Source organism: Campylobacter sp. LR264d (assembly GCF_008633895.1).
In the GTDB taxonomy this organism is placed as follows: domain Bacteria; phylum Campylobacterota; class Campylobacteria; order Campylobacterales; family Campylobacteraceae; genus Campylobacter_D.
Genome location: NZ_VJNT01000016.1, coordinates 150356 through 174641, shown reverse-complemented (window position 1 = coordinate 174641; position 24286 = coordinate 150356). Strand labels below are relative to the sequence as shown.

23 protein-coding genes, 2 tRNA genes and 1 pseudogene are annotated in these 24286 nt (G+C 29.8%); 13 read left to right on the top strand and 13 right to left on the bottom strand.

The genetic code is table 11. The features are described from left to right. Positions 1-51 precede the first annotated feature (51 nt). The 9 genes from rpmE to trxA are packed head-to-tail and all read left to right on the top strand — an operon-like array spanning position 52 to position 6737. A complete protein-coding gene (gene rpmE / locus FMM56_RS04615) occupies positions 52-252 on the top strand; it encodes a 50S ribosomal protein L31 (RefSeq protein WP_150139834.1) in 201 nt (66 codons plus the stop codon). Positions 253-254: 2 nt separating this feature from the next. Then, positions 255-1079 (top strand): 16S rRNA (cytidine(1402)-2'-O)-methyltransferase, encoded by an 825-nt coding sequence (gene rsmI, locus FMM56_RS04610; protein ID WP_150139835.1) that lies wholly within the window; start codon positions 255-257, stop codon positions 1077-1079. A 13-nt stretch (positions 1080-1092) separates the two neighbouring features. Continuing rightward, positions 1093-1776, top strand: coding sequence for a 23S rRNA (guanosine(2251)-2'-O)-methyltransferase RlmB (rlmB, locus tag FMM56_RS04605; protein ID WP_150207886.1), 684 nt, complete (start codon positions 1093-1095; stop codon positions 1774-1776). Further along, complete coding sequence (locus FMM56_RS04600; RefSeq protein ID WP_150207884.1) at positions 1769-2758, top strand: hypothetical protein; 990 nt, start codon at positions 1769-1771, stop codon at positions 2756-2758. Before rlmB ends, FMM56_RS04600 begins: the two co-directional genes overlap by 8 nt. Next, positions 2752-3555: a hypothetical protein gene (locus FMM56_RS04595; RefSeq protein WP_150207882.1), complete on the top strand. Its 804-nt coding sequence runs from the start codon at positions 2752-2754 to the stop codon at positions 3553-3555. The genes FMM56_RS04600 and FMM56_RS04595 overlap by 7 nt, the downstream gene beginning before the upstream one ends. A 9-nt stretch (positions 3556-3564) precedes the next feature. Further along, a complete protein-coding gene (locus tag FMM56_RS04590) occupies positions 3565-4770 on the top strand; it encodes an LL-diaminopimelate aminotransferase (protein WP_150139842.1) in 1206 nt (401 codons plus the stop codon). After that, a complete protein-coding gene (locus FMM56_RS04585; RefSeq protein ID WP_150139844.1) occupies positions 4771-6024 on the top strand; it encodes a homoserine dehydrogenase in 1254 nt (417 codons plus the stop codon). Between the two features lie 3 nt (positions 6025-6027). Then, positions 6028-6366, top strand: coding sequence for a YraN family protein (locus tag FMM56_RS04580; RefSeq protein ID WP_150139846.1), 339 nt, complete (start codon positions 6028-6030; stop codon positions 6364-6366). Positions 6367-6422: 56 nt separating this feature from the next. Continuing rightward, positions 6423-6737 carry a thioredoxin gene (gene trxA, locus FMM56_RS04575; protein ID WP_150139847.1) on the top strand — a complete coding sequence of 105 codons (315 nt, stop codon included), beginning with the start codon at positions 6423-6425 and terminating at the stop codon, positions 6735-6737. A 322-nt stretch (positions 6738-7059) separates the two neighbouring features. Here the strand turns inward: trxA and FMM56_RS08980 are convergent, their stop codons facing one another. From FMM56_RS08980 to FMM56_RS04555, 5 genes are all read right to left on the bottom strand, one after another. After that, positions 7060-7317, bottom strand: a complete 258-nt coding sequence (locus tag FMM56_RS08980; RefSeq protein ID WP_223810151.1) for a hypothetical protein — start codon at positions 7315-7317, stop codon at positions 7060-7062. Between the two features lie 1098 nt (positions 7318-8415). After that, complete coding sequence (locus tag FMM56_RS04565; protein ID WP_150180386.1) at positions 8416-8649, bottom strand: hypothetical protein; 234 nt, start codon at positions 8647-8649, stop codon at positions 8416-8418. 324 nt (positions 8650-8973) lie between these two features. Next, positions 8974-9147: a hypothetical protein gene (locus tag FMM56_RS08705; protein WP_190318987.1), complete on the bottom strand. Its 174-nt coding sequence runs from the start codon at positions 9145-9147 to the stop codon at positions 8974-8976. Positions 9148-9522: 375 nt separating this feature from the next. After that, positions 9523-10059: a hypothetical protein gene (locus FMM56_RS04560; RefSeq protein ID WP_150206453.1), complete on the bottom strand. Its 537-nt coding sequence runs from the start codon at positions 10057-10059 to the stop codon at positions 9523-9525. A 434-nt stretch (positions 10060-10493) separates the two neighbouring features. After that, positions 10494-10570 (bottom strand) — tRNA-Met (locus FMM56_RS04555). 95 nt (positions 10571-10665) lie between these two features. Between FMM56_RS04555 and FMM56_RS04550 the strand changes: the two genes are divergently transcribed. Then, positions 10666-10752 (top strand) — tRNA-Ser (locus tag FMM56_RS04550). Positions 10753-10863: 111 nt separating this feature from the next. After that, entirely contained in the window at positions 10864-11622 is a 759-nt protein-coding gene (locus tag FMM56_RS04545) for a HugZ family heme oxygenase (RefSeq protein WP_150207880.1), read from the top strand. A gap of 107 nt (positions 11623-11729) precedes the next feature. On the opposite strand, the gene FMM56_RS04540 is transcribed toward FMM56_RS04545, so the two are convergent. From FMM56_RS04540 to FMM56_RS04510, 7 genes and pseudogenes are all read right to left on the bottom strand, one after another. Next, the gene (locus FMM56_RS04540) at positions 11730-14252 is read right to left on the bottom strand and encodes a molybdopterin guanine dinucleotide-containing S/N-oxide reductase (protein ID WP_150207878.1); all 2523 of its coding nucleotides are present in this window, start codon (positions 14250-14252) and stop codon (positions 11730-11732) included. After that, on the bottom strand, positions 14249-14824 hold the full coding sequence (locus FMM56_RS04535) for a cytochrome C (protein ID WP_223810447.1): 576 nt from the start codon (positions 14822-14824) through the stop codon (positions 14249-14251). Before FMM56_RS04535 ends, FMM56_RS04540 begins: the two co-directional genes overlap by 4 nt. 245 nt (positions 14825-15069) lie before the next feature. Next, positions 15070-16707: a flagellar hook-basal body complex protein gene (locus tag FMM56_RS04530; RefSeq protein WP_150207876.1), complete on the bottom strand. Its 1638-nt coding sequence runs from the start codon at positions 16705-16707 to the stop codon at positions 15070-15072. A gap of 30 nt (positions 16708-16737) precedes the next feature. Then, positions 16738-17436 (bottom strand): annotated as a pseudogene (locus FMM56_RS04525) (flagellar basal body rod modification protein); the annotation flags it as partial. 61 nt (positions 17437-17497) lie between these two features. Continuing rightward, complete coding sequence (locus FMM56_RS04520) at positions 17498-19753, bottom strand: flagellar hook-length control protein FliK (protein ID WP_150151609.1); 2256 nt, start codon at positions 19751-19753, stop codon at positions 17498-17500. A 16-nt stretch (positions 19754-19769) separates the two neighbouring features. Beyond that, positions 19770-20213: a hypothetical protein gene (locus FMM56_RS04515; RefSeq protein ID WP_150151606.1), complete on the bottom strand. Its 444-nt coding sequence runs from the start codon at positions 20211-20213 to the stop codon at positions 19770-19772. A 10-nt stretch (positions 20214-20223) separates the two neighbouring features. Next, entirely contained in the window at positions 20224-20559 is a 336-nt protein-coding gene (locus FMM56_RS04510; RefSeq protein ID WP_150139855.1) for a hypothetical protein, read from the bottom strand. A 126-nt stretch (positions 20560-20685) separates the two neighbouring features. Here FMM56_RS04510 and typA point away from each other — a divergent pair, with 126 nt between their 5' ends. Both typA and FMM56_RS04500 read left to right on the top strand, forming a co-directional pair. Continuing rightward, the gene (gene typA / locus FMM56_RS04505; protein ID WP_150180384.1) at positions 20686-22494 is read left to right on the top strand and encodes a translational GTPase TypA; all 1809 of its coding nucleotides are present in this window, start codon (positions 20686-20688) and stop codon (positions 22492-22494) included. Next, on the top strand, positions 22491-23132 hold the full coding sequence (locus tag FMM56_RS04500) for a poly(A) polymerase (protein ID WP_150139857.1): 642 nt from the start codon (positions 22491-22493) through the stop codon (positions 23130-23132). The genes typA and FMM56_RS04500 overlap by 4 nt, the downstream gene beginning before the upstream one ends. On the opposite strand, the gene FMM56_RS04495 is transcribed toward FMM56_RS04500, so the two are convergent. Beyond that, positions 23121-24233 (bottom strand): DNA adenine methylase, encoded by a 1113-nt coding sequence (locus tag FMM56_RS04495; protein WP_150207874.1) that lies wholly within the window; start codon positions 24231-24233, stop codon positions 23121-23123. The genes FMM56_RS04500 and FMM56_RS04495 overlap by 12 nt on opposite strands. Positions 24234-24286 lie beyond the last annotated feature (53 nt).

The window sequence follows — 24286 nt, the reverse complement described above, 5'->3', positions numbered from 1 at the left end:
TTATATATTTTTCATTATAATCACGGCTTAACTTTATTTAAGGAAAAAATAATGAAAAAAGAAATTCACCCAGAATATGTAGAATGCAAAGTAAGTTGTGCATGTGGAAATAGCTTTGTTACAAAGTCAAATAAAAGCGAGATTAGAGTTGATATTTGTTCAAATTGTCACCCTTTTTTTACAGGTTCTGAAAAAATAGTTGATGCAGCAGGTCGTGTTGAAAAATTTAAGAAAAAATATGCAATGCAATAATTATGCTTTATTTTATTCCTACTCCTATAGGAAATTTAAGTGATATTTCTTTAAGAAGCTTAGAAATTTTAAGGACTTGTGAATTTATATTTTGCGAAGATACTAGAGTTTGCAAGTCCTTAATAACTTTATTAAATTCAAAATTTAATGCAAATATAAATATAAAAACCTTTAAATCCCTACATTCTCACAACGAAGAAGAAGTTTTATCAAAAATTGATACAGTGCTTTTTGAAAAAGATATAGCCTATTTAAGCGATGCAGGAATGCCAGGCATTAGCGACCCTGGTAATAAATTAATCAAATTTGCACAAATTAATAATATAAAATACGAAGTACTACCCGGTGCAAACGCAGCCTTAAGTGCCCTTGTAAGTTCTGGCTTTTGCGAAAAGGAATTTATATTTTTAGGCTTTTTAAGTAGCAAAGAAAATAAAAGACAAAAAGAACTTCAAAATATATTAAATTATCCCTTTGTAAGCATTGTTTATGAAGCTTGTAAACGCATTTTAGATTTAATAGAAGATATAGCAAAAATAGAACCTCAAAGAGAACTTTTTGCCATAAAAGAAATATCAAAGAAATTTGAAAATAAATTCAAAGAAAAGGCCATAAATTTAGTCCAAATTTTAAAAAATGAAAATTTAAATGGGGAATGGGTTGTGATTATTGATAAAAAAAATGGTGGAGAATTTAATAAAAATTTACTTTGTGAAAATGATATTTTATCCCTTGATATAGCGATAAAAACGAAGGCTAAACTCTTATCAAAACTAAATGGGGAAAATTCAAAAAAACTTTATAAAATGCTTTTAAGTCAAAATTAGGTACAATCATGCGATGTTAGTTTATGGGAAACAGGTATTTTTTTACATTTTAAATAACCATAAGCATTTAGTAAATGAACTTTTTTTAGCAAAAGAATGCGATAAAAAGACCTTTGCGCAGATTGTTAATTTTGGTTTTAAGATTAATAAACTTGATTTTAAAACAGCTCAAAGCTATGCAAGGGGGGGTAATCATCAAGGCTTTTTACTTGATATAAAAGATTACGAATTTACACATTTTAATGAGATTAAAAAAAGTGAATTTTTGGTTATGCTTTGTGGGATTAGCGATGTAGGAAATATAGGTGCTATAGCTAGAACTGCCTATGCTTTAGGCGTTGATGGGCTTGTGGTTGTTGGTGAAAAACTGACAATGCAAGGAATCGTGCGAACTAGTAGTGGGGCGGCTTTGGGTTTAAATATAGCTTTGATTAAAGACGCACTTAGTGCGTTAAACGAACTAAAACAACTAAATTTTCATATTTATGCAAGTGATATTAATGGACAAGATATCCATAAAATGCACTTTGGACATAAAAAGAAAGTTTTGATTTTAGGGAGTGAGGGCTTTGGACTTAGCCATAAAATAATAAAACAATGCGATGAATGCGTAGGCATTAAAATGAGTCATAATTTTGATAGTTTAAATGTCAGTGCAGCCTTTGCAATACTATGTGATAGGATACGAAATGCTTGATTACAAGAAACTGCAAGAAATGGATTTAAAAGAAGTTGCGAATAAAACGCAGATTGAGTTTGCCTTTTTAAAGGCTGTTGTAAATCACGATTTTGAATTAGCACATCGCTTTAATGTTTATGGTTTTGTTAAAATTTTAAGTAAAGAATACGACCTTGATTTTACTAATTTTTTAGAACAATACGACAAGTATTTAGAAGATAATAATCTAAAACAAGAAACTCAAATAAAGCCAAATAAAACAGTGGCCCCAAGGCTTGATTCTTATTCTCAAAAATCCTCAAATTTATTTCCCGTAATTATATTTTTAATAGTTATAATCCTTGCTGGTGGTGGGTATTATTATTTTGATGAAATTAAGGCATTTTTCACAAGTAAAAATAATGTAGCTAGTAATATGGTGTCAAATATCATAGACCAAGCAAAGACAAATTTAAAAAATTTAAGCACTACTAATGAAAAAGATGAGCTTAAAGAAGCTAAGGCCGAAAAGAAAAAAGAAGATGTTGTTGTAGTAAATATACAAGAAGCAAATGTTAGCACAGAAGAAACAAATAGTACTCAAATAGCTACCTTGCCAACTCAAAATACACAAACTCCTACACAAGCAATTGAGAATACAAATAATACAAGTGTTACTGAAACAACTCAAATTTCTAGCAAACAAAGTAGCGAAAGTACTGAAAATAGCGTAAATGAAGGGGTAGTTCTTTTTAAACCAAAGACTAAAATTTGGATAGGTACAATTGACCTTAAAACATATAGGAAAACAAATTTGGTTAAAGAAGAAGATTTTGAACTCCCACTTAATAAAGACCAACTCATATTAACAGGGGCCTCAGCACTTGATATCATAGATAATAGTGGCAATACTCAAAGCTTTCCAGCAGGTGCGTCAAAAAGATTTTTAATAAGAGATGGCAATATATCATCTATAAGCTTGGGTGAGTTTTTAAGACTAAATAAGGGTAGAGAATGGTAAAAAAACTTTTTTTTATAAGTTTATTTACTACCTATCTTTTTGGTATTAATAGCCTTGAACTTGCTAATAATCTTGTAAATAATCCGGCTAAATATTCTCAAATAGAACTTTTATTTAAGAATCAAAGCCATAAAGATTCAAATGGAAATTTAAATATAGATACAATTTCAAGGATTTTAAAGTCAAATTCCTTATTAAATTTAACCCTATCAAATTCTCAAAGTTTAAAATTAAATTTCAAAGCTAGGGCTGATTCTGTTGTATTTTTTAAGATTATAAATGATGCCTTAAATGATGCAGGATATACTTATTTTATTACGACTGATTTAATAATAAAAGATGACTTTATTGATTATACTATAAGGGTTGAAACAAAGTATGTCTTAGACCCTGGCACCTTTTATAATCTTTTAAAATCAAGTGCTGTTTTTATAGATAATATCAAAAAATTAGCTAGTAATCATTACGAATACGAACTAAATTTTTCAAATGCTATAATGAAAACAAACACAAGGCTTGATTTAAATGTCCCAAAAACACTAGAAAAGCCTTTTAAAGACTATACAATAAGCCTAATAAATGCAAGAAGTATTAATATAAAATCAAGCGATTCAGATAATTGGTATCCTAAAATTTTATTTTTAGATAGAAATTTAAATTTAATAAAAAGCATTAATAGCACGAGTAAAAAAAAGGTTTTAAATGAAGCAGTACCAAGTGCTGCAAGTTATGTAATAATAAGCGATATGTATACCTTAGACAATATAAAAAGAGGGCTTGAAGTTACGCTTAAATAAGGAGAAAAAATGTTTGATGAAATTCGTTTTAATACCATTGAAAGATTACCAAATTATGTTTTTGCAGAAGTAAATGCTATTAAAATGGCGGCTAGAAGAAGTGGAGAAGATATTATAGATTTTTCTATGGGAAATCCCGATGGCAAAACCCCTCAACACATTATAGATAAACTTTGTGAAAGTGCTAATAAAGATAAAACCTCAGGTTATTCTGTTTCTGCTGGAATTTATAAATTAAGACTTGCAATTTGTGATTGGTATAAAAGAAAATACGGGGCTAGTTTTGACCCTGAAAGTGAAGTAGTAGCAACTATGGGCTCAAAAGAAGGCTTTGTAAATTTAGCAAGGGCTGTTATAAACCCAGGGGACGTAGCTATAGTACCAACCCCTGCTTATCCTATACATAGTCAAGCCTTTATTTTAGCTGGTGGAAATGTGGCTAAAATGCCTTTAATTTATAATGAAAAATTTGAACTTGATGAAAATAAATTCTTTGAAAATGTAGAAAAAACACTTTATGAAAGCATTCCAAGGGCTAAATTTTTAGTAGTAAATTTCCCGCATAATCCTACCACCGTAACCGTGCAAAAAAGCTTTTATGATAGACTTGTAGCAATGGCAAAAAAAGAACGTTTTTATGTGATTTCTGATATTGCCTATGCTGAATTAACATTTGGGGATTATAAAACCCCTTCTATTTTTGAAGTTGAGGGAGCAAAAGACGTAGCTGTTGAAACCTATACCCTTTCAAAGTCCTATAATATGGCAGGTTGGCGTGTAGGCTTTATGGTAGGCAATAAAAAATTAATAGGGGCTTTAAAAAAGATAAAATCATGGTTTGATTATGGAATGTATACGCCTATACAAGTAGCTGCTACTATTGCCTTAAATGGGGATCAAACTTGCATTGAAGATATTAAAAATATCTATGCTAAACGTTTGGAAGTAATGCTTGATAGCTTCACAAATGCTGGTTGGGATCTACTTAGACCAAGTGCAAGTATGTTTATATGGGCAAAATTACCTACTAATAAGGCACATTTAAAAAGCTTAGAATTTTCAAAACAACTTTTACAAAAAGCAAGTGTGGCGGTAAGCCCTGGTATAGGCTTTGGCGAGGCAGGTGATGAGTATGTAAGACTAGCCTTAATAGAAAATGAAAACCGTATTCGACAAGCAGCAAGAAATATTAAAAAATACCTAAAAGAAGAATAAATGCTAAAAGTAGCTATACTTGGTTATGGCGTTGTTGGCAGTGCTGTTGCAAAAACGCTTTTACAAAATAAAGAAATCATTAAAGCAAGGTGTGGTGAGTATATAGAACCCGTAATTGCCCTAGCAAGAACTCCTAAAAAAAATGCCTTAATACCAATAACTCACAATGTGGATGAAATTTTACAAAGAGAAGATATTGATATTTTTGTAGAATTAATGGGTGGAATTGAAACGCCTTTTAAAATAGTTAGTGAAATTTTAAAAAAGAAAAAAAATGTAGTTACAGCAAATAAAGCAATGCTTGCTTATTATCGTTATGAGTTAGAAAGTTTAGCTAAAAATTTAGCCTTTGGCTTTGAAGCAAGCGTAGCAGGTGGAATTCCTATTATAAAGGTATTAAAAGAAGGATTGAGTGCAAATCATATTTTAAGCTTAAAGGGCATATTAAATGGGACTAGTAATTATATTTTAACAAACATGTCTAAAAAAAAGCAAAGTTTTGAAAGCGTGTTAAAAAAAGCACAAGAATTAGGCTATGCAGAAGCAGATCCTAGCTTTGATATACAAGGACAAGACGCAGCTCATAAACTTTTAATCCTAGCAAGTATAGCGTACGGCTTAAAGGCAAAACCAGAAGATATTTTAATACAAGGCATTAGTCAAATTTCAAGCGAGGATATTTATTTTGCAAAGGAATTTGATTATGTTATAAAATTACTTGGTATAGCAAAGGATAAAAATAGCAAAATCGAACTTCGTGTTCATCCTACTATGATTCCAAAAGAACAAATGCTTGCAAAGGTTGATGGCGTTATGAATGCCATTAGTGTAAGCGGAGATATGCTAGGAGAAAGCTTATATTATGGGGCAGGGGCTGGTGGAGACGCCACTGCTAGTGCTGTAGTATCTGATTTAATGGACATAGCAAGGGGACAATTAAAGGCCTCTATGCTTGGCTTTAAAGATGATTTAAAATACACTCTTTTAGAAAAGGATGAAATTTATACAAAATACTATTTGCGTATAAAGGTAGAAGATAAAATCGGCGTTTTGTCAAAAATAACGCAATTAATGAGTCAAAATTCAATCTCAGTTGATAGTTTTTTACAAAAACCAAAGGCAGAAGAAGCCTTTAGTACATTGTTTTTTACTACTCATCATACCTATGAAAAAAATATTCAAATTTTCTTAGATATTTTAGCTAAGCAAGACTTTGTTAAGGCTTTGCCTTTTATGATTAGAATAGAGCATTAAAATTTGGGTTTGTCAGCTTATTTAAATGGCATTTTAGGGGAAAATAAGGCCTGTGCTTTTTTAAAAAAGAATGATTTTGAGATTATTACAAGAAATTTTCACTCAAAATATGGAGAAATAGACATAATAGCTAAGAAAAATGAAATTTTACATTTTATAGAGGTGAAATTTACAAAAAAAGATTATGAAGTGTGGCAAAGGGTTGATAAAAGCAAGTATGATAAGATACTAAAAACAATAGATTATTATATGATTAAGCACAATTTTAACAAGGAATTTCAACTTGATTTAATTTGTATTAAAAATGATAAGATAGAATTCTATGAAAACATTAGTTTTTAAGCTAATATTTATTTTAAAAAAATAAAATTACAAAATCAAAAAATAAAGGAGAAAAAATGGGAAAATATATTGAACTTACATCTGAAAATTTTGCAGAAGCAAAAGAAGGTGTAGCTTTAGTTGATTTTTGGGCACCATGGTGTGGTCCGTGCAGAATGTTAGCACCTGTACTTGACGAACTTGCTAATGATTTTGAAGGTAAGGCTAAAATTTGCAAAGTAAACACTGACGAACAAGGCGATTTAGCCTCTCAATATGGGGTTCGTTCTATCCCTACTTTGATATTTTTCAAAGATGGCGAAGTAGTCGATACCTTGGTTGGTGCACAATCTAAACAAGCAATCACTGATAAAATCAACTCTTTACTATAATTCTAAGGCTTTTTAGCCTTAGAAAGTTTTACCTATTCGTTTTCTAGCATTGTTTTATCCCGACCCTTTAAGTCTTTAATACTTGGATAAAAAGGATGCAAAAGTTCTAGGTAAGAAAATTTTTTTGATATTTTTGATAATTTAGATAAAAATAATACTTGCCTAGTTTAGAAGCTTTAATTCTTTCTCAATATAATTAGGACTTTTAAAAGCAAGGCTATTATCAAAGCCTATTACTTTTGGCGGTTATCCAGCTTTAAATTCATATTTATAAGCATTAAATCCTATTTCATCATAAGCAAAATAATCATTTATGTTTATATCAAAAAACCTCTATAAAAAAATTATGGTCATAATAATCTCGCTCATAAAGATTTATACTTTTTAATTCTTTTTCATAAAGTTTTTTTAACTCTTCGTCTAAAAACCTATATTTTATTTTCTTTTCATCCACATAAATAGCAAGATTAAACAAAAGATTAATTTCATTTTGTAACATACCTTGAGAAAGTGTTAGTATAAAATCCTTTAAACTCCATACTAAATAAGCATAAAATAACTCATCATAAAAGCTAATCAAATAATCATCTTTTCTATTTTATTTGGCTAAATAATCAAGCATAGTAAGCTTTAAAGGATTTTCAATAAACCAAGTTTTGTTTTTAAAATTTTGTTCTTCTTCTTTTGTGATTATGCATAGCTTTTCTAATTCTTCATATAATTCGTCATTAAAGACATAAGGCTTTGCTTTAAACCAAAATCTTTATGAATTTGTTCTATATAATTTTCAATTTGTTTAACATTTTGAGTATGAATTTTACTTACATAAGAAATGATTTGTTCTTTTGTTAAAAATTTTAGTATGCTTTTTAATTATACACTCAAATTCTAGGTTGTTTTCATCTTCTAAATAATACGCACTTGCAGGTATTATTTGAGTATTATGTATGGGTTTAATATAATTATGGTTTAATTGTGTAAGCCACAAAGTATTAATTTTCTTAATTTCTTCTTCTAAATTATCAAGCTTTGTAGGAATATATTTGGGTATTAATTTGTTTCCTTATTTATCAAAAATTATTTTGCCTAGGTATATACTAAGATTATTTTTATAACTTCTATATACTTCATCCAAATCATGCACTATCCATATATTTCGCCCATAGTATTTATCAGTATCGTTTTTATCGGGACAAACATTATTAAAACCTCTAATATTTGTATTTATACCTAAATAAATAGCCTTTTGTTCTTTTTTTGTTTTGTAAAAAGTTTTTGTGTTTGTGTATGTTTGCTAAAGCTATTTTGGAGGCATTAGAAATGCTACAAATTAAAGATATAATTAAAATAAAATTTAAAAATTTCACTCTTTATCCTTTTTGTAATTATGACATTTTATGTTTTATCATTCTCTCCTACCACAAACCTAATCTTATTATTATCTTGTTTGGGATAAGCAACTTTTATATAAACAATGTTTTCTTCTTCATTTTATACTAATTTACTTTTATTGCTTAGTAATTCTACTAAATGATTATTTATTATACCTATACTACCACTACTTCCAAATTCTGCTTTTTCATTTACACTATAAAGATACAAGTTATCTTTAATAATATTATCTTTTTTAGTAAAGGTCTTGCAACATTCTTTATCAGTATATAATCTAACACTATACTTACCCCCAACTTTTTCCTAACTCAAAGGGATAAGTTTTTAAAAAAGAAGGTCCTGTGTCTTTATTAATTTCATTTATTTTAAAATAATAATCTCCTTCTAATAAACTTGAAAAATTATTATTTGCATCATAATAAAAATAAACCTTTTTATTATGATTTAAATAATAATAACTTGCTATTTGTTTATTGCTTTTTCTAGCATTATTATCCTTAGCTGTTCCACTTCTTGCCATATAAGAATTTATTAAGTAATTTCCCTTGTAATGATAAATATTAAAGCCATCATATAATAAATTATCCTTTGCCTTAAATTTAAGTATAAGTACTATGTTGTGATTAATATAGGTATTAAATATTCTTTTAGCGTTTTGTAAATGGGTGCTTATATAAAAATTATTATCTTATAACTTAACCTTAAAGCTATAACAATCACTAAAATATTTTTCTTTATTAAATCTAAGCTTACCATTTATATCACTACTTTGTTTTAGATTTGCTACCCTTAAAGCCTTATCATGTTTAAATCCTTTTATCTTTACCCTTGCATTAACAATAGCTTATCCATGTTCATCTTGTAAATATAAGATAATAAAGCTAGGTGAGTTTAAATTTTGTGGAGATGGAGTGAAGTTTGGTTTGGTTTGGTTGGAATATACTTTACCATCTGGCATTGTTACATATAAAACACCATCTTTTAGTTCTATTTTTGTATTTAATTCAGTATTTAGCATTTCATTTTTTATTTCATTTTTAGCATTTACATAAATGTTATATTCATTTTCATAAATTTCTTTTATAAATGGTGTTTTGAGTGCATTGTCCCAAACAACATGACCATTTTTATGGTATAAAACTTAAAATAATTCCTTAAATAAAATCACTAGTCAATGAAATTAATTGTTCATCCCAAACATCTACATTAGCAATATGAATAATTACTGATCTGCTATTATCTTGCATAAAAAGTAACGTTCTTATAGAAGGGTTTTGTTTAACTAAAATATCGCCAACAAAATATGCCGATTGAAGTATATTGTTTGCATTGTTTAAAATTTCTTTTGTTTAATTATTATTCATTTGTTATCTTTCAAAAACTTAAATTTCAATCAAAAATTTTTTACTACTTTATCAATATTTTTATTAAGTTTTGTTTCAAAATATTGTTTAATTTGTAAATATTCACTCTTATTTTTTGGTAAAATATTAATAAACTTATGATTATAACTTGAAATAATGATTGCATCAAAAAATTTATAATCAGTTATTTTATCTCCATGATATAAATGAAAGCATAGTTTCCATAATATAAAAAATATAAAACATAAAACGCATATTATCGCAAAAAAATCCTCCAATATATAAAAATAAATAAACAAAAGTGTCACAACAATAATCATATATTTTCTAAAAGCAAATTGAATAATTGATAATTGCTCATTGCGTGTATCTATACTTTTAGTAATTTGTTTAATATCATTTAAATTTATTTTAACCTGTAAATTATCATTTCTTAAAATAATACAATCGTTATAAAAATAAATTTTATATTTTAATGATTTATAATAAATCAAATATAAAGGTATATATACCAAGCACAAAGTAAGTAAAAAAGCTTTATTGTAAAAATAAATTGCTAAATCCATTATCTTGCATAATAATAAAAATTACAAGTAAAGGTAAAATAATAATTAGACTTAGTAAAACAAAAATTCCATTATAGTCCTTAATAATTATAAGTTATTCATCATAGTTTCTTAACTTGTTTTTTAGCTTATTTTCCATTTTTATCCCTATTAATTTGAATAATACTCAAACCTTTTTGTTTTTCTATAATATCAAAAAATTTATTTTTATCGAAATTTTTGATTAACATATCTTGTATTAACATATTATATAAATCACCAATACTTCATACTTATGCCTTGTTAAATCTTTAAAACTAATTATGGAAAAATTACTAAATAAACAAAAAATATAAATCTTTAAAATTTCATCATTATTTATCTAGTTTTAGTTTTTCTTTGAGATTGTTTTTTGTTCTTATTTTTAATGATTATAAGAATTTGAAGTTTAAAAGTGGTATCAAGGGGGAGACTTGAACTCCCGACCTCCGGCTTATGAGACCAGCGCTCTAACCAGCTGAGCTACCCTGACAAAATAAAAAAGGTGATTTTACTATATTTTTACTAAAAAGTTGCTGATTTTTGCTAAATTTCTTTAAAGCTTTTCTTGGCTATAATAATTTTTTTAGACAGGTGTCCGAGTGGTTTAAGGAGCACGCCTGGAACGCGTGTAAAGTGAAGCTTTCGAGGGTTCAAATCCCTTCCTGTCTGCCATTATAAATTGATAAATATTATTAATAATTAGCCGAAATTAGCCTATTATTTTAATTAAAATTTAATTCAAAAATTGATAATATTTTGCAAATTAATTTTGAAAGGGAAAAAATGAGTTTTGACAGCATTATTGCACATATGAATGCCCATCATCATGATAGTTTAATTGATTTGTGTAAAAAATTTGGTGGGATAAAGGACCCTAAAAATCCTAAGCTTGTAGGTGTTGATTTTAACGGACTTGATATTATTTATAATGAAAATGAAAAATTAAGGGTGGAGTTTCCAAAAAGCACAAATGAAGAAGGCTTAAAAGATACCATAATCGGACTTTGTAAAAATGCAAAAGAGATAAAGGATTTATCTCATATAAAGCAAGAATATATTGATTTTATGAGAAGTTTTAATTCTCTTTGCCTTGCTAGTTTAAGTCAAAAAGGAGAGGTAATTTGTACCTATGCACCTTGCGTAAATACCGAATTTGGCACCTTTATTTATATTAGCGAGGTAAGTGAACATTTTACCAGTCTTAAAATGAATAGTAACAATATTGAAGTTATGTTTTTAGAAGATGAAAGCAAGGCAGCTTCTGTAATATTGCGTAAGAGATTGCGTTTTAAAAGCAACGTAGAATTTATTGAAAGAGGCGAGTTTTTTGATAAAATTTATGATGAATTTGAAAGACAAACAGGTGGTGGAGGTGGTATTAAAACCATTAGAACCATGCTTGATTTTCATTTAATAAAGATAAATTTTGGAAAAGGTCGCTTTGTAAAGGGTTTTGGACAAGCCTATGATATAGAAGAAAATGGAGATATAAAACATATTACAATGGGTGGAAATCCTCATAAATTTCCACACAAAAAATAAGCAGTTTTAAATTTTAAAACTGCTTATTTTTCTACAAATAAAAATATAACTTCGTTTAATAAATAATTAATTTTTAAAGTTAAAATAACTTGTGTATAAAGCACAAGTTACAAGCATCCTTTTGGAGCACTAAAGGCTGTTACTTCTGGCAAAGTACCCTTAAATTTTTCTATATTTACAAGACCTGTATGAGAGATATTACCATTTGCTAGTTTTGAAGTAGGAATATCAATGGTTAATACATTTGCACTTCCATACTTACAAAGCCCATTTTCATCAGGATCATACCAACCACCCTCACAAAGTCTAACCACGCCTTGCATGATATCACTACTCACAACAGCACCTGCCAAGACCTCGCCTCTTTTATTAAACACACGCACTATATCACCATTTTTAACGCCAAGCTTTTTAGCGTCCTTACTATTAATAAGAATTGGCTCTCTCCCACCAACTGCGTATTTTTCACGCAAAGAAGTATGGCACATTTGAGAGTGTAAGCGATTTATCGGGTGATTTGTAAGTAAATGAAAAGGGGCGTTTTTATCTGCATTTCCAAGCCATTCAATAGGCTCAAACCAAGTAGGGTGAGGTTTACAATCATCATAATTATATTTTTCAATGCTTTCAGAATAAATTTCAATTAAACCTGATTCAGTACCCAACGCATTTAAAATAGGGTCTTCAATAAATTCAGCAAATCTTACCCATTCAAGACTTTCTACATTTGCTTCAAATTTCACAGGCTCATTTTTAGCCCAAAATTCTTCAAATTCAGGCATAGGAGTAGCAAATTCAGCCCCATAAGCCCTAGTTTGTCTTAAAGCACTATTGTAATATTCTTTGATAAAATCCATTGCCTTTTTGCCATTGTCAGTAAAGGCATTATAAACATCCTTGCCATAAACCTTACACAAATCAGCAAAAATTTCATAATCATCCCTACTTTCATCGATAGGCTCAACTGCCTTTTTCATAGGCACTATATATTGATTAGAATAATCCCCTGCCATAGTTAAATCATCCCTTTCATAAGGGCTAGTAACAGGCATTACTATATCAGCCATTTTTGCTGTAGGAGTCCAGTAAATTTCATTTACAACAACGGTTCTTGGTACTCTCCACGCCTTTAAATTTGTGTTTGTATCTTGGTGATGAACCAAAGGATTTCCCCCTGCCCAATAAATAAAATCCATCTCAGGATAGGTTAATTCTTCGCCATTGTGTTGAATTTTCTTACCAGGATTTAAAAAGGCCTCTGCTACTCTTGCAAGTGGAAAAGAATAACTTGCTGCATTTTGCAACCACTCAGCCCCACCTAAACTAGCTTCTGCCTTTGGCATACCTTTAAATTTACCATTTTTCCAAATTCCAACACTACCTGCAGTAATACCTCCTATGATTCCACCCTTACAAGTTGGAACACCTCCATTGCTATAATGATAGCTAAGTCCAAAGCCACCACCCTTAGTGCCTATTTGTCCAATCATTGAAGCAAGTGTAACTAGCATCCAGTGAGGTTGTTCGCCATGGTGTGCCCTTTGCATACCCCAGCCACTCATTATCATAGTAGTATTATCATAAAATAACTCAGCTAGTGATTTTATATTTTTTTCACTTATACCACAAATTTTACTTGCCCATTTTGTATCTTTTTTAATGCCATCTTCTTTACCATCCAAATAAGCCTTAAATTTATCAAAACCTGTAGTATAGTTTTCTAAAAATTCATAATTTACTTTTCCTACTGCTATTAAATGACTAGCCATTCCAAGCATCATTGCCACATCCGTATTTGGGCGAGGTGCTACCCACTGGGCATTTAAAAATTTAATCGTTTCAGTACGCACCGGGTCAATGCAAATTACTTTAATCTTTCTTTCTTTTAAGGCTTCAAAATATTTTAAACCCTCTTGTTCTGTGCTTGTCCAAGAAATTCTTAAAGTTGCTAATGGGTCAGCTCCCCAAATAACTACAACCTTACTTTCTTCTAAGATATTTTCCCAAGAAGTTTGTTGTTCATAAACTTCTATGCTACCAACCACATAAGGCATAATGACTTGCGATGCCCCTGTTGAATAATCTCCGGTAACGCCTGTAAAACCACCTGTTACATTTAAAAAACGATGCAATAAAATCCTTGAATTTTGCATATTTCCACTTGATTTCCAGCCATAACTTCCACCAAAAATAGCACTCGCTCCCTTACTATCCCTTGTTTTTTTAAGTTCTTTTGCTATAAGTTCAATGGCTTGTTTATAGCTAACCCTAACAAATTCTTCTTTTCCACGAAGTTCTCTTTTAGGATTATCAGGGTTTTCAAGATAAGATTTTCTAACATAAGGAAAGCGAACTCTTGATTTATAAATCATGTCAGGGGTGTAGTGTTGTAAAGGATTGTCCATTTTAGTGATTTTTTCAAAGGGTTCAGATTTTACCACAACCCCATCTTTTATGCTAAGTTTTAAAATTCCCCAGTGTGCTGCTGTTATGATAGTACCATTTTTTACAAGACCTGAATTTATCTTTTCAGCCTTTATACTTGCACTATTTGCAAGGCTTGGTAAAACAGGCAAACTAGCCCCTAAAATAGCCCCTCTTTTTAAAAATTTTCTTCTATCTAAACTCATTTTGTCCCCTTTATGTCTTTTGAATGTTTTTGTAGATACTCTATAACTAGCCATCTGTCTTTTTTATCAATCCCTGTCCTATCAGCCATTGAACGAAAGGTAGCTGGCCAAGCATTTGCACCAAATTCACTTTCTTTATGAGCACTATGACAAATTCCACAATTTTCACTATAAAGCGTTTTAGCCCTTACAAACATATCTTTATTATTTTTTTCAAAATCCTTTTTATCTACCCAAACTTCTATACTAGCCTTGTCCCATTTGCCATTTTTTCCATCGATTTTATTTTTAAAATCAAGCTTAGTATTTTTACTAAAAGCTGCAACCATAACCCTTTGACTATCATTAAAATACAATACAAAAGGCGTTTTAGGATTTACAAAACCCTCAACTTCAATCAAGTATTTATCCTTGTCACTTTGCAAAATATTAAAAGCATTTGTCGGCAAAAGCCTACCTGTTGCCTTTTTATCATCTTTGTTAAGATATAAAGAAAGAACTTCTGGACTATATGCGATATTTTTTGCAAATAAGCCAATACAGAAAAAGCACATAAATAAAAACAATCTCATTGCTTATCTCCTAATTTAAAATTTGTTTATTATAGTTAATATAAAATAAATAAAAACTTAATTTAGTATAATTTAAAATACTTATTTTATAGAATTTAGCTTTAGTTTATTATGTTAATTTAGAATAATATAAAAGTAAATTAAAATTTAATGCTTAAAATAAGATATGCAAAAATTTAAGCTTAGAAAAATTGTGTAAAAAGATATTACAAAAGAATTTACAAAGATAAAAAAGCTAGTAAAAACTAGCTTTTCATTTCAATAGCAGTTTGAATCATTTCATCACTTGTAGTAATACTAGCTGCACTTACCTCGTAGGCCCTTTGTGTAACTATAAGATTAGAAAGTTCAGTACTTAAATCCACATTAGATTGTTCTAAGTAATTACCCGCAAAGGTAGCTGTATAAATTATATTGCCATTTGCATCTGTGTAAAAATAAGCATTTCCACTATTTCCAGTAGCTGCGTAAATATTTTCACCAACTGCAGCAAGACCTTCTTCATTTATAAAATTATAAAGGGCAAGTTTAGCCACGGTTACGCTTTTTCCATTACTAAATGTAGCTATAATGCTACCATCATCACCCACCGTATAACTATTTAAAAAGCCTTCAGCAAGCCCGTCTTGAGTACTTGAAACGCTATTTGTATCAGAAGTAAGACTAATATAAAGACCATTAAAGCCAGAACCTACTACATTTTCATCATAAGGGGTGCCAAAATTTAAATTTACAACTCCACCATCTGGGTTATTAATACTTGTAAGCGTACTTGATGATAAAGAACCTAACTCGTTAAAGGTTAAAATTCCACTTACTGCCTCGCCAACTGCTTCGCCATCACTATTATAAATTTGAGCAGTTGCTGAGTAAGTAATAGTTTCATCAATTTGTGGCAATACCCTTTGCAATGTAACTACAACCGTGCTTTTGCTACCATCTGCATTATAAAGTGAGCTTTCGAGGGTTGTAGTATTAGCTTGTTCTTCTTCTGTTACTACTTGCAAGGCTGATAAGGTTAAAGAATTTTCATCAAAGCCACTTAAATCTAAATCATCAATGACAAAATTAAAATTATCATCTAAGTATGCCTCGTAACTTGCATGAACACCATTGTCATCGCTAAAGGTAACCAAAACCCTATCACCTGATTTGACGCTATAAACATCAGCTTGAGTTATAATCCCACTTACGCTATATGTATCATCTGCATTTTTAGTATAAGTAGCTAGATTAGTATCTAAATCATGAGTTACATCAACAGTGCTAATCCCACTTCCTAAATAACCTGTCCAAGATACATTTTCAGTAACTGTTGGTTCTAAATATATATTATTTGGCAATAAAATAGCTGTTTGAGTGTCCACCGAAGTAAGACTAAAATCTTCATCACTACTAACTGTGTAGCCCGAAGTTACAGGAGTATCGTACATATCGCCCATTAAATCAGAAACCCTATCACTATATGTAATAGTAGTAAAATTTGGATTCATAGTACCAAGCACATAAAAACCAGAACTTGTTACTAAATAGCCATTAGCATCTTGAGTAAAAGACCCATCCCTTGTATAATAAACACTTCCATCATAACCAGTAACCCCAAAAAAGCCTTTTCCTTGTAAGGCTACATCTAAATTATTGTCAGTTGCTACAAGTGAGCCTTGTTCAAATACCAATCTAGTAGCTGAAGTTGTAGCAGAATAGCCACTTTGTGCTGGATTTGTAGAAGAGGTAGTAACTGTGCTATAAAAAATATCAGAAAATTCTGTACTTGAGTATTTATAACCTACGGTATTAATATTTGCAATATTGTTTGATAAAACATCCATTCCAACGCTTTGAGATTTAACACCTTCTACACCATTATAAAGTGAAGCATTCATAATATATCCTTTACCCTTTATGAAATTTTATTTGTAATCATATACCAATGAAATTTCATTAAATAGTACATATTGATCAGCCATTTGAGCATAAGCAACACCATCAACAAATCTAATCCCTTCGATTAGATAAGAACCATACTCAGCAGTAATCTTTTCGCCATCTGCGTTATTATAAACTAACTTAACTGTGTAATCGCCATTTCCTGCATAAATTCCATCATTATTTTTACCATACCATACAATAGAATTAATACCAGAAAATAATTGACCATCAACCGATTCATTATAAACTAAATTGCCATTAGAATCATAAACTTCTAAGGTGACACCATTTTCATCAGTGTCTTCTGGTAAATACATCTTTAAGGTAATAACATCATCAGAACCAGTTAAAGTAACAGTGTTATCTTCAATAGTAGCCATCTTACCAATAGCAGCAAGGGCTGAAGTACTCATCGCAGTACCCATTGAATCTGCAAGATATTCCATAGTATTAACCATAGCTTCCATAGTCTCATTTGTATTTTGTTGCATTTCAAGACTAGATAATTGTGCAGTTTGCGTAAGAATAGTCTCTGTATCCATAGGGTCAGTTGGGTCTTGATATTGAAGTTCTGTTAAAAGAAGTTGTAAAAACGCATCCTTATCAAGCTCAGCATTTGGATTTGTGTAAGTTGAACTACTTGTAGTAGTTGTGCTAGTTGTATCGGTAACTGTTGTTGCCATAACCTACTCCTTTTTATAAATTTAAATTCTCAAAGCAAAAGCTGTTCCACTTTTAAACTTTTCAAAAATATTTTGCTAAAACGACTTCAAGATTGATATTATCATCATTTCCATCAATCATATCACTAAAGCCTCTAGTACTTTGTGTTTTAGCACCTCTTTGGTCTTTCTTACTTTGGTCACTAAAATTCATTTCAAGTCCTGTAAAGCCCATATTAACAAGGGAATTTTTAAATTCAGCTTGGTGTTGCAAGAAAAGCTGCATGGTATTTGAATTTGAGTTAAAATTAATGTGAAGATTATTTCCTCTTTGCATTAAAACTACCTCAACCTCGCCTAAATTCGATGGATTTAAAGTAATACTTAGCTTAGTAATAGGCGATTTATATTGTGAAATTGCCTCTTGTAAATCCTGAGAAAAATACTGCATAGTTTGTTTTGGCGTAGTAGCTTGTGCCCTTACTTGATTATGATTTATCCTACTTAAATCTTTAACCAAAGAATTTAACTCATCAAAACTACTATCTTGTTCGTTAAATAAAACATTATTTTCTTGGTTTAAATTTACATTAGTTTTAGTATCCTTAACCATATCATTTACATTTGTGAAATTTGAAGCATTATCCTTACTTAAAATAGTTTGAGTGCTATCAAGTCCTTGGGCACTTTGTTGAGTAAATATTGCCTGACTTGCTTGGCTACTTAAATTTATATCTTGTTTTGGTGAAAGATTTACTTCCTTAGCATTTTGACTTAAAACTTGACTTTGCCTTAAAATACTAGCATTATCTTGCTTTATCTCGCTACTTTGCTTAGTTTGTGCTTTTGGCTCACTTACTTCCTTATTTTGAGTAGTACTTTGCTTATCTTCTGTTTTAAAGGTACTTTCTTCTTTTGTTTGAGTTGCTTGAATATTTGGCTTAATCTCTTGTTTAACCTCGTTTTTAATCTCAGTTTTATTTTCAGGCTTAATCTCAGCTTTAATCTCTTGTTTTACTTCTTGCTTATTTTCACTTTTAAGCTCAGGTGTAACCTCATTCTTAACCTCTTTTTCTTGAGTCTTAGCCATTTCATTTGGCTTAACCTCAGCTTTTGCTTCTTGCTTATTTTCAGTGTTAGGTTTTGAAGTGTTTAAATTTTGAGTTTTAATCTCTGTTTCTTGCTTTATATTTTCATTTTTAACATTATCATTTTGCCTTAAATTTTCACTCGTTTTTTGCACATTCTCATTTGTTTGAGTTGGCTTATTTTGAGTCTTTAACTCATTGTTTGTTTTACTTTCTTTAACATTTTCTTTAATGTTATTGTCATTTTTAACATTTTCATTTTTAACATTTTCATTTTTAAGATTTTCATTTTTAAGATTTTCACCCTTATTAACATTTTCACTTTTTAAATTTAGAGTGTTTTCAATCTTACTATCTTGCTTTAAATCCTTTGTGCTTACTTCTTTTATGTTTTGATTTTGTAAATTTTGATTTTTACTATCTTCTTTGGTCTTTAAATTTAAATCAATATCAAGGTCTATGTTATTTTCGTTATTTATATTTTTATTTTTTAAATTTTGACCTTCATCAGCTATTATTTCATCTAAATTTTGCAAGGTTTTTGTAAGCAAAGATGAATGATTTTTATTATTTTTAATATGCAAATTTTGATTTAAGGAAGTTCCCTTTTCTTTCATTAAATCTTCTAAATTCTTAGTTAAAGTGGTGATTTTTTCAGTAACTAATTCTTTAAAAACATTATCTACATTATCATTTTGGAAAAAATTTGCCTTAGCTAAATTTGGATAAGCTGTTTTTAAATCTCCAAGCCTATCTACCTTAATTTTTTCCACATTTAAGCCCATATCCTTAGCAATACTAAGTAATTCTGTTAAATTTGTAGCCTCTTTTAATGCATTTAAAGTTGATTCAGTTTGCACTAAATCACTTAACTGGCTTGATAAATTTGCCAAAGAAATATTAGCCGTATTAGTTTGCAAGGTATCAAGCAAGGATAAAATTTGAGTAAAAGAAGCTGATTCAAAAATAGAAATTTTATCATCTTGACTAAAGTCTTCTACATATAAATTTTGCGTTATAGTTTGATTAACAATCTTAGTTTCACTAACCCTTACATCATTTGGCAAAAATTCATTTGTCGCATCTATTGAATTCAATAAGGTATTTAAAAAACTTTCAGTATCGTTTAAGGTATCGCCTAACATACCATTATTTAACATAGAATCAGTGCTAAATAAGCTCGAAGTTCCACCTTCTACAATATTTGTTCCTATACTCAATAAACTAGTTTGCGAGGCTAAATTTGACATCTTTTTTCCTTTAAATTTAACTTTGTCCTACAAGGGCACTAAGCAAGGTTTTAGTGGTATTGCTTTGTTCAAGTAGTTGAGTTAATAAATTACTTGTGTTATCATCAGTTGTAACATAACTATTTGCAAAATCAGCTAACTCGCTTTGAAAAGATTCTAATAAGGTTAGAATTTGTTCATAAGCATAACTAGTTTGCAATACACTTTGAATGATTGATGAAGTTGAGCTTGAAGAGGTATAAGATGCAAAATCTCCATTTTCAAGCTTTTTCATAGTATCATATAAAAGCTCAGTTTCACTAATCTTCATTCTATCAGGCAAATAAGCATTTAAAGCTTCTGCTTGTTTGGTTAAAGTTTCATAAAAACTTTGTGCGTTGCTAGTTTCAATACTTGAAGTACTACTTAATAAATTCGTAGAACTTGTTAAACTTGAAGTTAGTATAGATAAATCAGCCATTTTTTACTCCTTATTTTAAAAAATCACTCTTAGCCAAAATAGGAAATTTTTCCTTTAAATAATCCTTAGCATAAATTTTAACCATCTTATCATCATTTAGCTTTAAAATAACATTTAAAAGCTCGTCTAAACATTTTGTCTTAGTTATCTTTTTAAGATTTTTTTCATCTTCTAAAAGCTCACTTAGCTCCCCTGAAATTCTAGCCATCTTATCATCTTCATTTGCCTTTAAAACTTCTAAAAGGTTTAAAATTTGAAGTAAGATTTCATTTTTTCTATCATTGATTTGTAAGCTTAAATCTGTATCTAAAAAGCTTTGAGTTTCTGCATTTAATGGTTTTGACATTGTATTTCCTTTTTTAAAAATATATTTGCAAGATTTAAAGCAATAAATGTGCCAAGTTTTATTTTTTAATCCTTAAGCAAAGTTTTTATATAATTTTTGCTTTTAAATTAAATTTTGGAGAAAAACGTGGAAAATATTAGAAATATCGCAGTTATAGCCCACGTTGACCACGGTAAAACAACTATGGTAGACGAGCTTTTAAAACAATCAGGTACCTTTGATGAAAGAGAACAAATCGCAGAACGTGTTATGGATAGTAATGATATAGAAAAAGAACGAGGTATAACCATACTTTCAAAAAATACAGCTATTAATTATAAGGGTACTAAGATAAATATAATTGACACTCCAGGACATGCTGATTTTGGAGGAGAGGTAGAAAGAGTTTTAAAGATGATTGATGGGGTTTTACTCCTAGTTGATGCCCAAGAAGGCGTTATGCCTCAAACTAAATTTGTAGTTAAAAAGGCTCTATCCTTAGGACTTAAACCCATAGTTGTAATAAATAAAATCGATAAACCTGCAGCAGAACCTGACAGGGTGATTAATGAAATCTTTGACCTTTTTGTCGCACTTGGGGCAAATGACGAACAACTTGACTTTGCTATCGTTTATGCAGCAGCAAAAAATGGCTATGCAAAATTAAATTTAGAAGATGAAAATAAAGATATGCAACCACTTTTTCAAACTATCTTAGAAAGAGTACCTGCCCCAAGTGGTAGCAATGATAATCCTTTGCAATTGCAAGTTTTTACCTTAGGATATGATAATTTTGTAGGAAAAATAGGCATTGCAAGAATTTTTAATGGCAAGGTTAAAAAAAATGAAAATGTCTTGCTTGTAAAGGCTGATGGTACTAAGCTTAATGGTAGGGTTACAAAATTAATAGGCTTTATGGGCTTAGAAAAAATGGATATTAACGAGGCCTTTTCAGGTGATATAGTAGCAATTGCAGGTTTTGAGGCTATGGATGTTGGAGATAGCGTAGTTGACCCAAATAATCCTTCCCCACTTGACCCTCTACACATTGAAGAACCAACTTTGAGTATAGTTTTTGCAGTAAATGATGGGCCCTTGGCTGGTACTGAGGGTAAATTTGTAACTTCAAATAAAATATCTGAAAGATTAGAAGCTGAAATGAAAACAAATATAGCTATGAAATTTGAAAGTATAGGCGAGGGCAAATTTAAAGTAAGTGGCAGAGGAGAGTTGCAAATTACAATTTTAGCTGAAAATATGAGGCGAGAGGGCTTTGAGTTTTGCATGGGAAGACCAGAGGTTATCGTAAAAATGGATGGTGGAATCAAAACTGAGCCCTTTGAACACTTAGTTATAGATGTACCTGATGAATTTAGTGGTGCGGTTATCGAAAAGCTAGGAAAAAGAAAGGCTGAAATGAAAACTATGACCCCAACAGGAGATGGCCAAACTAGGCTTGAGTTTGAAATTCCAGCCCGTTCTTTAATAGGCTTTAGAAGTCAATTTTTAACAGATACTAAGGGCGAGGGCGTGATGAATCATAGCTTTTTAGAATTTAGGCCCTTTAGTGGTAGTGTTGAAAAACGTTCAAATGGGGCGTTAATATCTATGGAAAATGGCGTAGCCCTTGGGTACTCGCTTTTTAATTTACAAGATAGGGGAGTTTTATTTATAGAACCTCAAACTAAGGTTTATACAGGCATGATTATAGGTGAGCATTCTCGTAGTAATGATTTAGATGTAAATCCTATAAAGGGTAAAAATTTAACAAATGTTAGGGCTAGTGGAAGTGATGATGCTATAAAGCTTGTACCACCTAGAAAACTAAGTCTTGAAAGGGCTTTGGAGTGGATTGAAGAAGATGAGTTAGTAGAAGTAACCCCGCAAAACATACGCGTTAGAAAAAGATACCTAGATGCAACTCAAAGAAAGAGAATGGAAAAAGCAAAGTCTTGAAAATAGATGAACTAGAACGGGCTAGAATTTTTATATTAAAACGTTTAGGAATTTTAAAATTTTTAAGCGTAATAGAGGGCTTATTAGTAATGTTTTTAGCCTTTATTTTCATAAAAGATTTAATTATAGCTTTAATTTTAGGCGTTTTTATATGTGTGTTTTTTTACCGAATTACAAGTAAAAAATTAAAAAATTCTCTAAATAACCTTGAAGAAGAAGTTTTAAGCCTATTTTTAAGACAAAATAATGCAAAAATAAACAAAAAAGCCATTTTGTTAAAGGACTTTGAAAGCTTAAATTTAAGTGAAAAATTAAATGAATTTAACTCTTTAAAGCCCTTAATCTTTGAAAATTTTAGCCTTTGTGATATAAAATTTAAGGATGATAAAAAAAGATTTTTTTGTGGAGTTTTAATACAAAGTAAGTTAGCCAAAAAGGAATTTAAAAACGAAGAAAGTATATATCAAAAGCTTAATAAAAAGGAATTTGATATGAATGCTATCTTTGGTTTTAAGGGTAATTATTTGATAGCTAGTATGCAAAATCCTTTTTTTATAAATTTAAAAGAGCCTATAAAAGTAAATTTGATAAGATTGCAAGAAAGATTAAGCCTTATAAAACAGGGTTTATTTGACTAGCATATAGAGTTGTTCTTGTATATGAATGGGGCGATTTTTTAAATTTCTACTTGCCCTAAAGGTGTTGTACGGCTTTTCTATGCACTCGCATTTTCCTAAACTTTTAAGCTTTTTTAAAAAATTTTCTTTTTTTACAAAGCCCTCGCAATTATAAGAAAGTAAAATAATCTTTGCCTTTAAATTTAATATTAATTCAAAAAGTGCATCTTGTGCAAATTTTGGACTATTAAAAGCACTTTTATTCCAGCCTTGTACAATGCCTGAAACCCTTGAAATTTCTTTTGGTTTTTGATAGTTTGCTATTAAATTTAACATAAAATAATTTGACCCATAGGGGTGTTGATTGTAAGGTGGGTCAAGGTAAGCTACTTCGATTTTATCAAGTTCTTTTGCTAAGTCTTGCACCTCTTTTTTATATACTTCAAAATCACAAGAAAAATTTGAAAAAATAGGCATTTTAAGAAAAATTTCACCCTTAATTCTACTTAGGGCATTGCAAGCCTGCCCCCCAAATTTACCAACCCCAAATTTATCCTTATAAAAGCCTTTAAAAACGCCACCTGTATTAGAATGCACACTAGCAGAATAAATCAAAGGAGCTATAAAAAAATGCTGAAATTCCTTTGGAATTTCTTTTTCTATTTTACTACGCATAGAATCTAAATAAAGAGCGTTTCTTTGAGTATAAAAAACCCTTTCATTTTTTTGAATATCTTCATCATTTTTAGGTGCGTAAAGTGTACTAATAAAGCCTTTTTTAAGTTCTAAATTCTCACATAAGCTTTGATGCATTGTTTCTAAATCTTTTATATTTAAGTCATTTTTATTACTAAGATAGCAAGAATTTATAAGCTTAGAATAATCTTCTAAGTCATTTGCAACTATGAAACTTGAATAAGCCTTAGCAAAACGAGAAACTATACCACTTCCACTAAAGGCATCACAAAAGCTAAATTTGTCCTTTTTAAGTTCTTGTCTAGCAAAATCAAAGCCTTGTTTTAAAAAACCAAGCAATGCCCTTTTATTACCTAGATAAGTTATGATTTGTTCTTTTAAAAAAGCTGGATTTTCATTATTTTCATTATTTTCATTATTTATCATATTAAAACCTAAAAAATGTAATATCTCAAAGAAGTTTCAGCAATTTCTTTCAT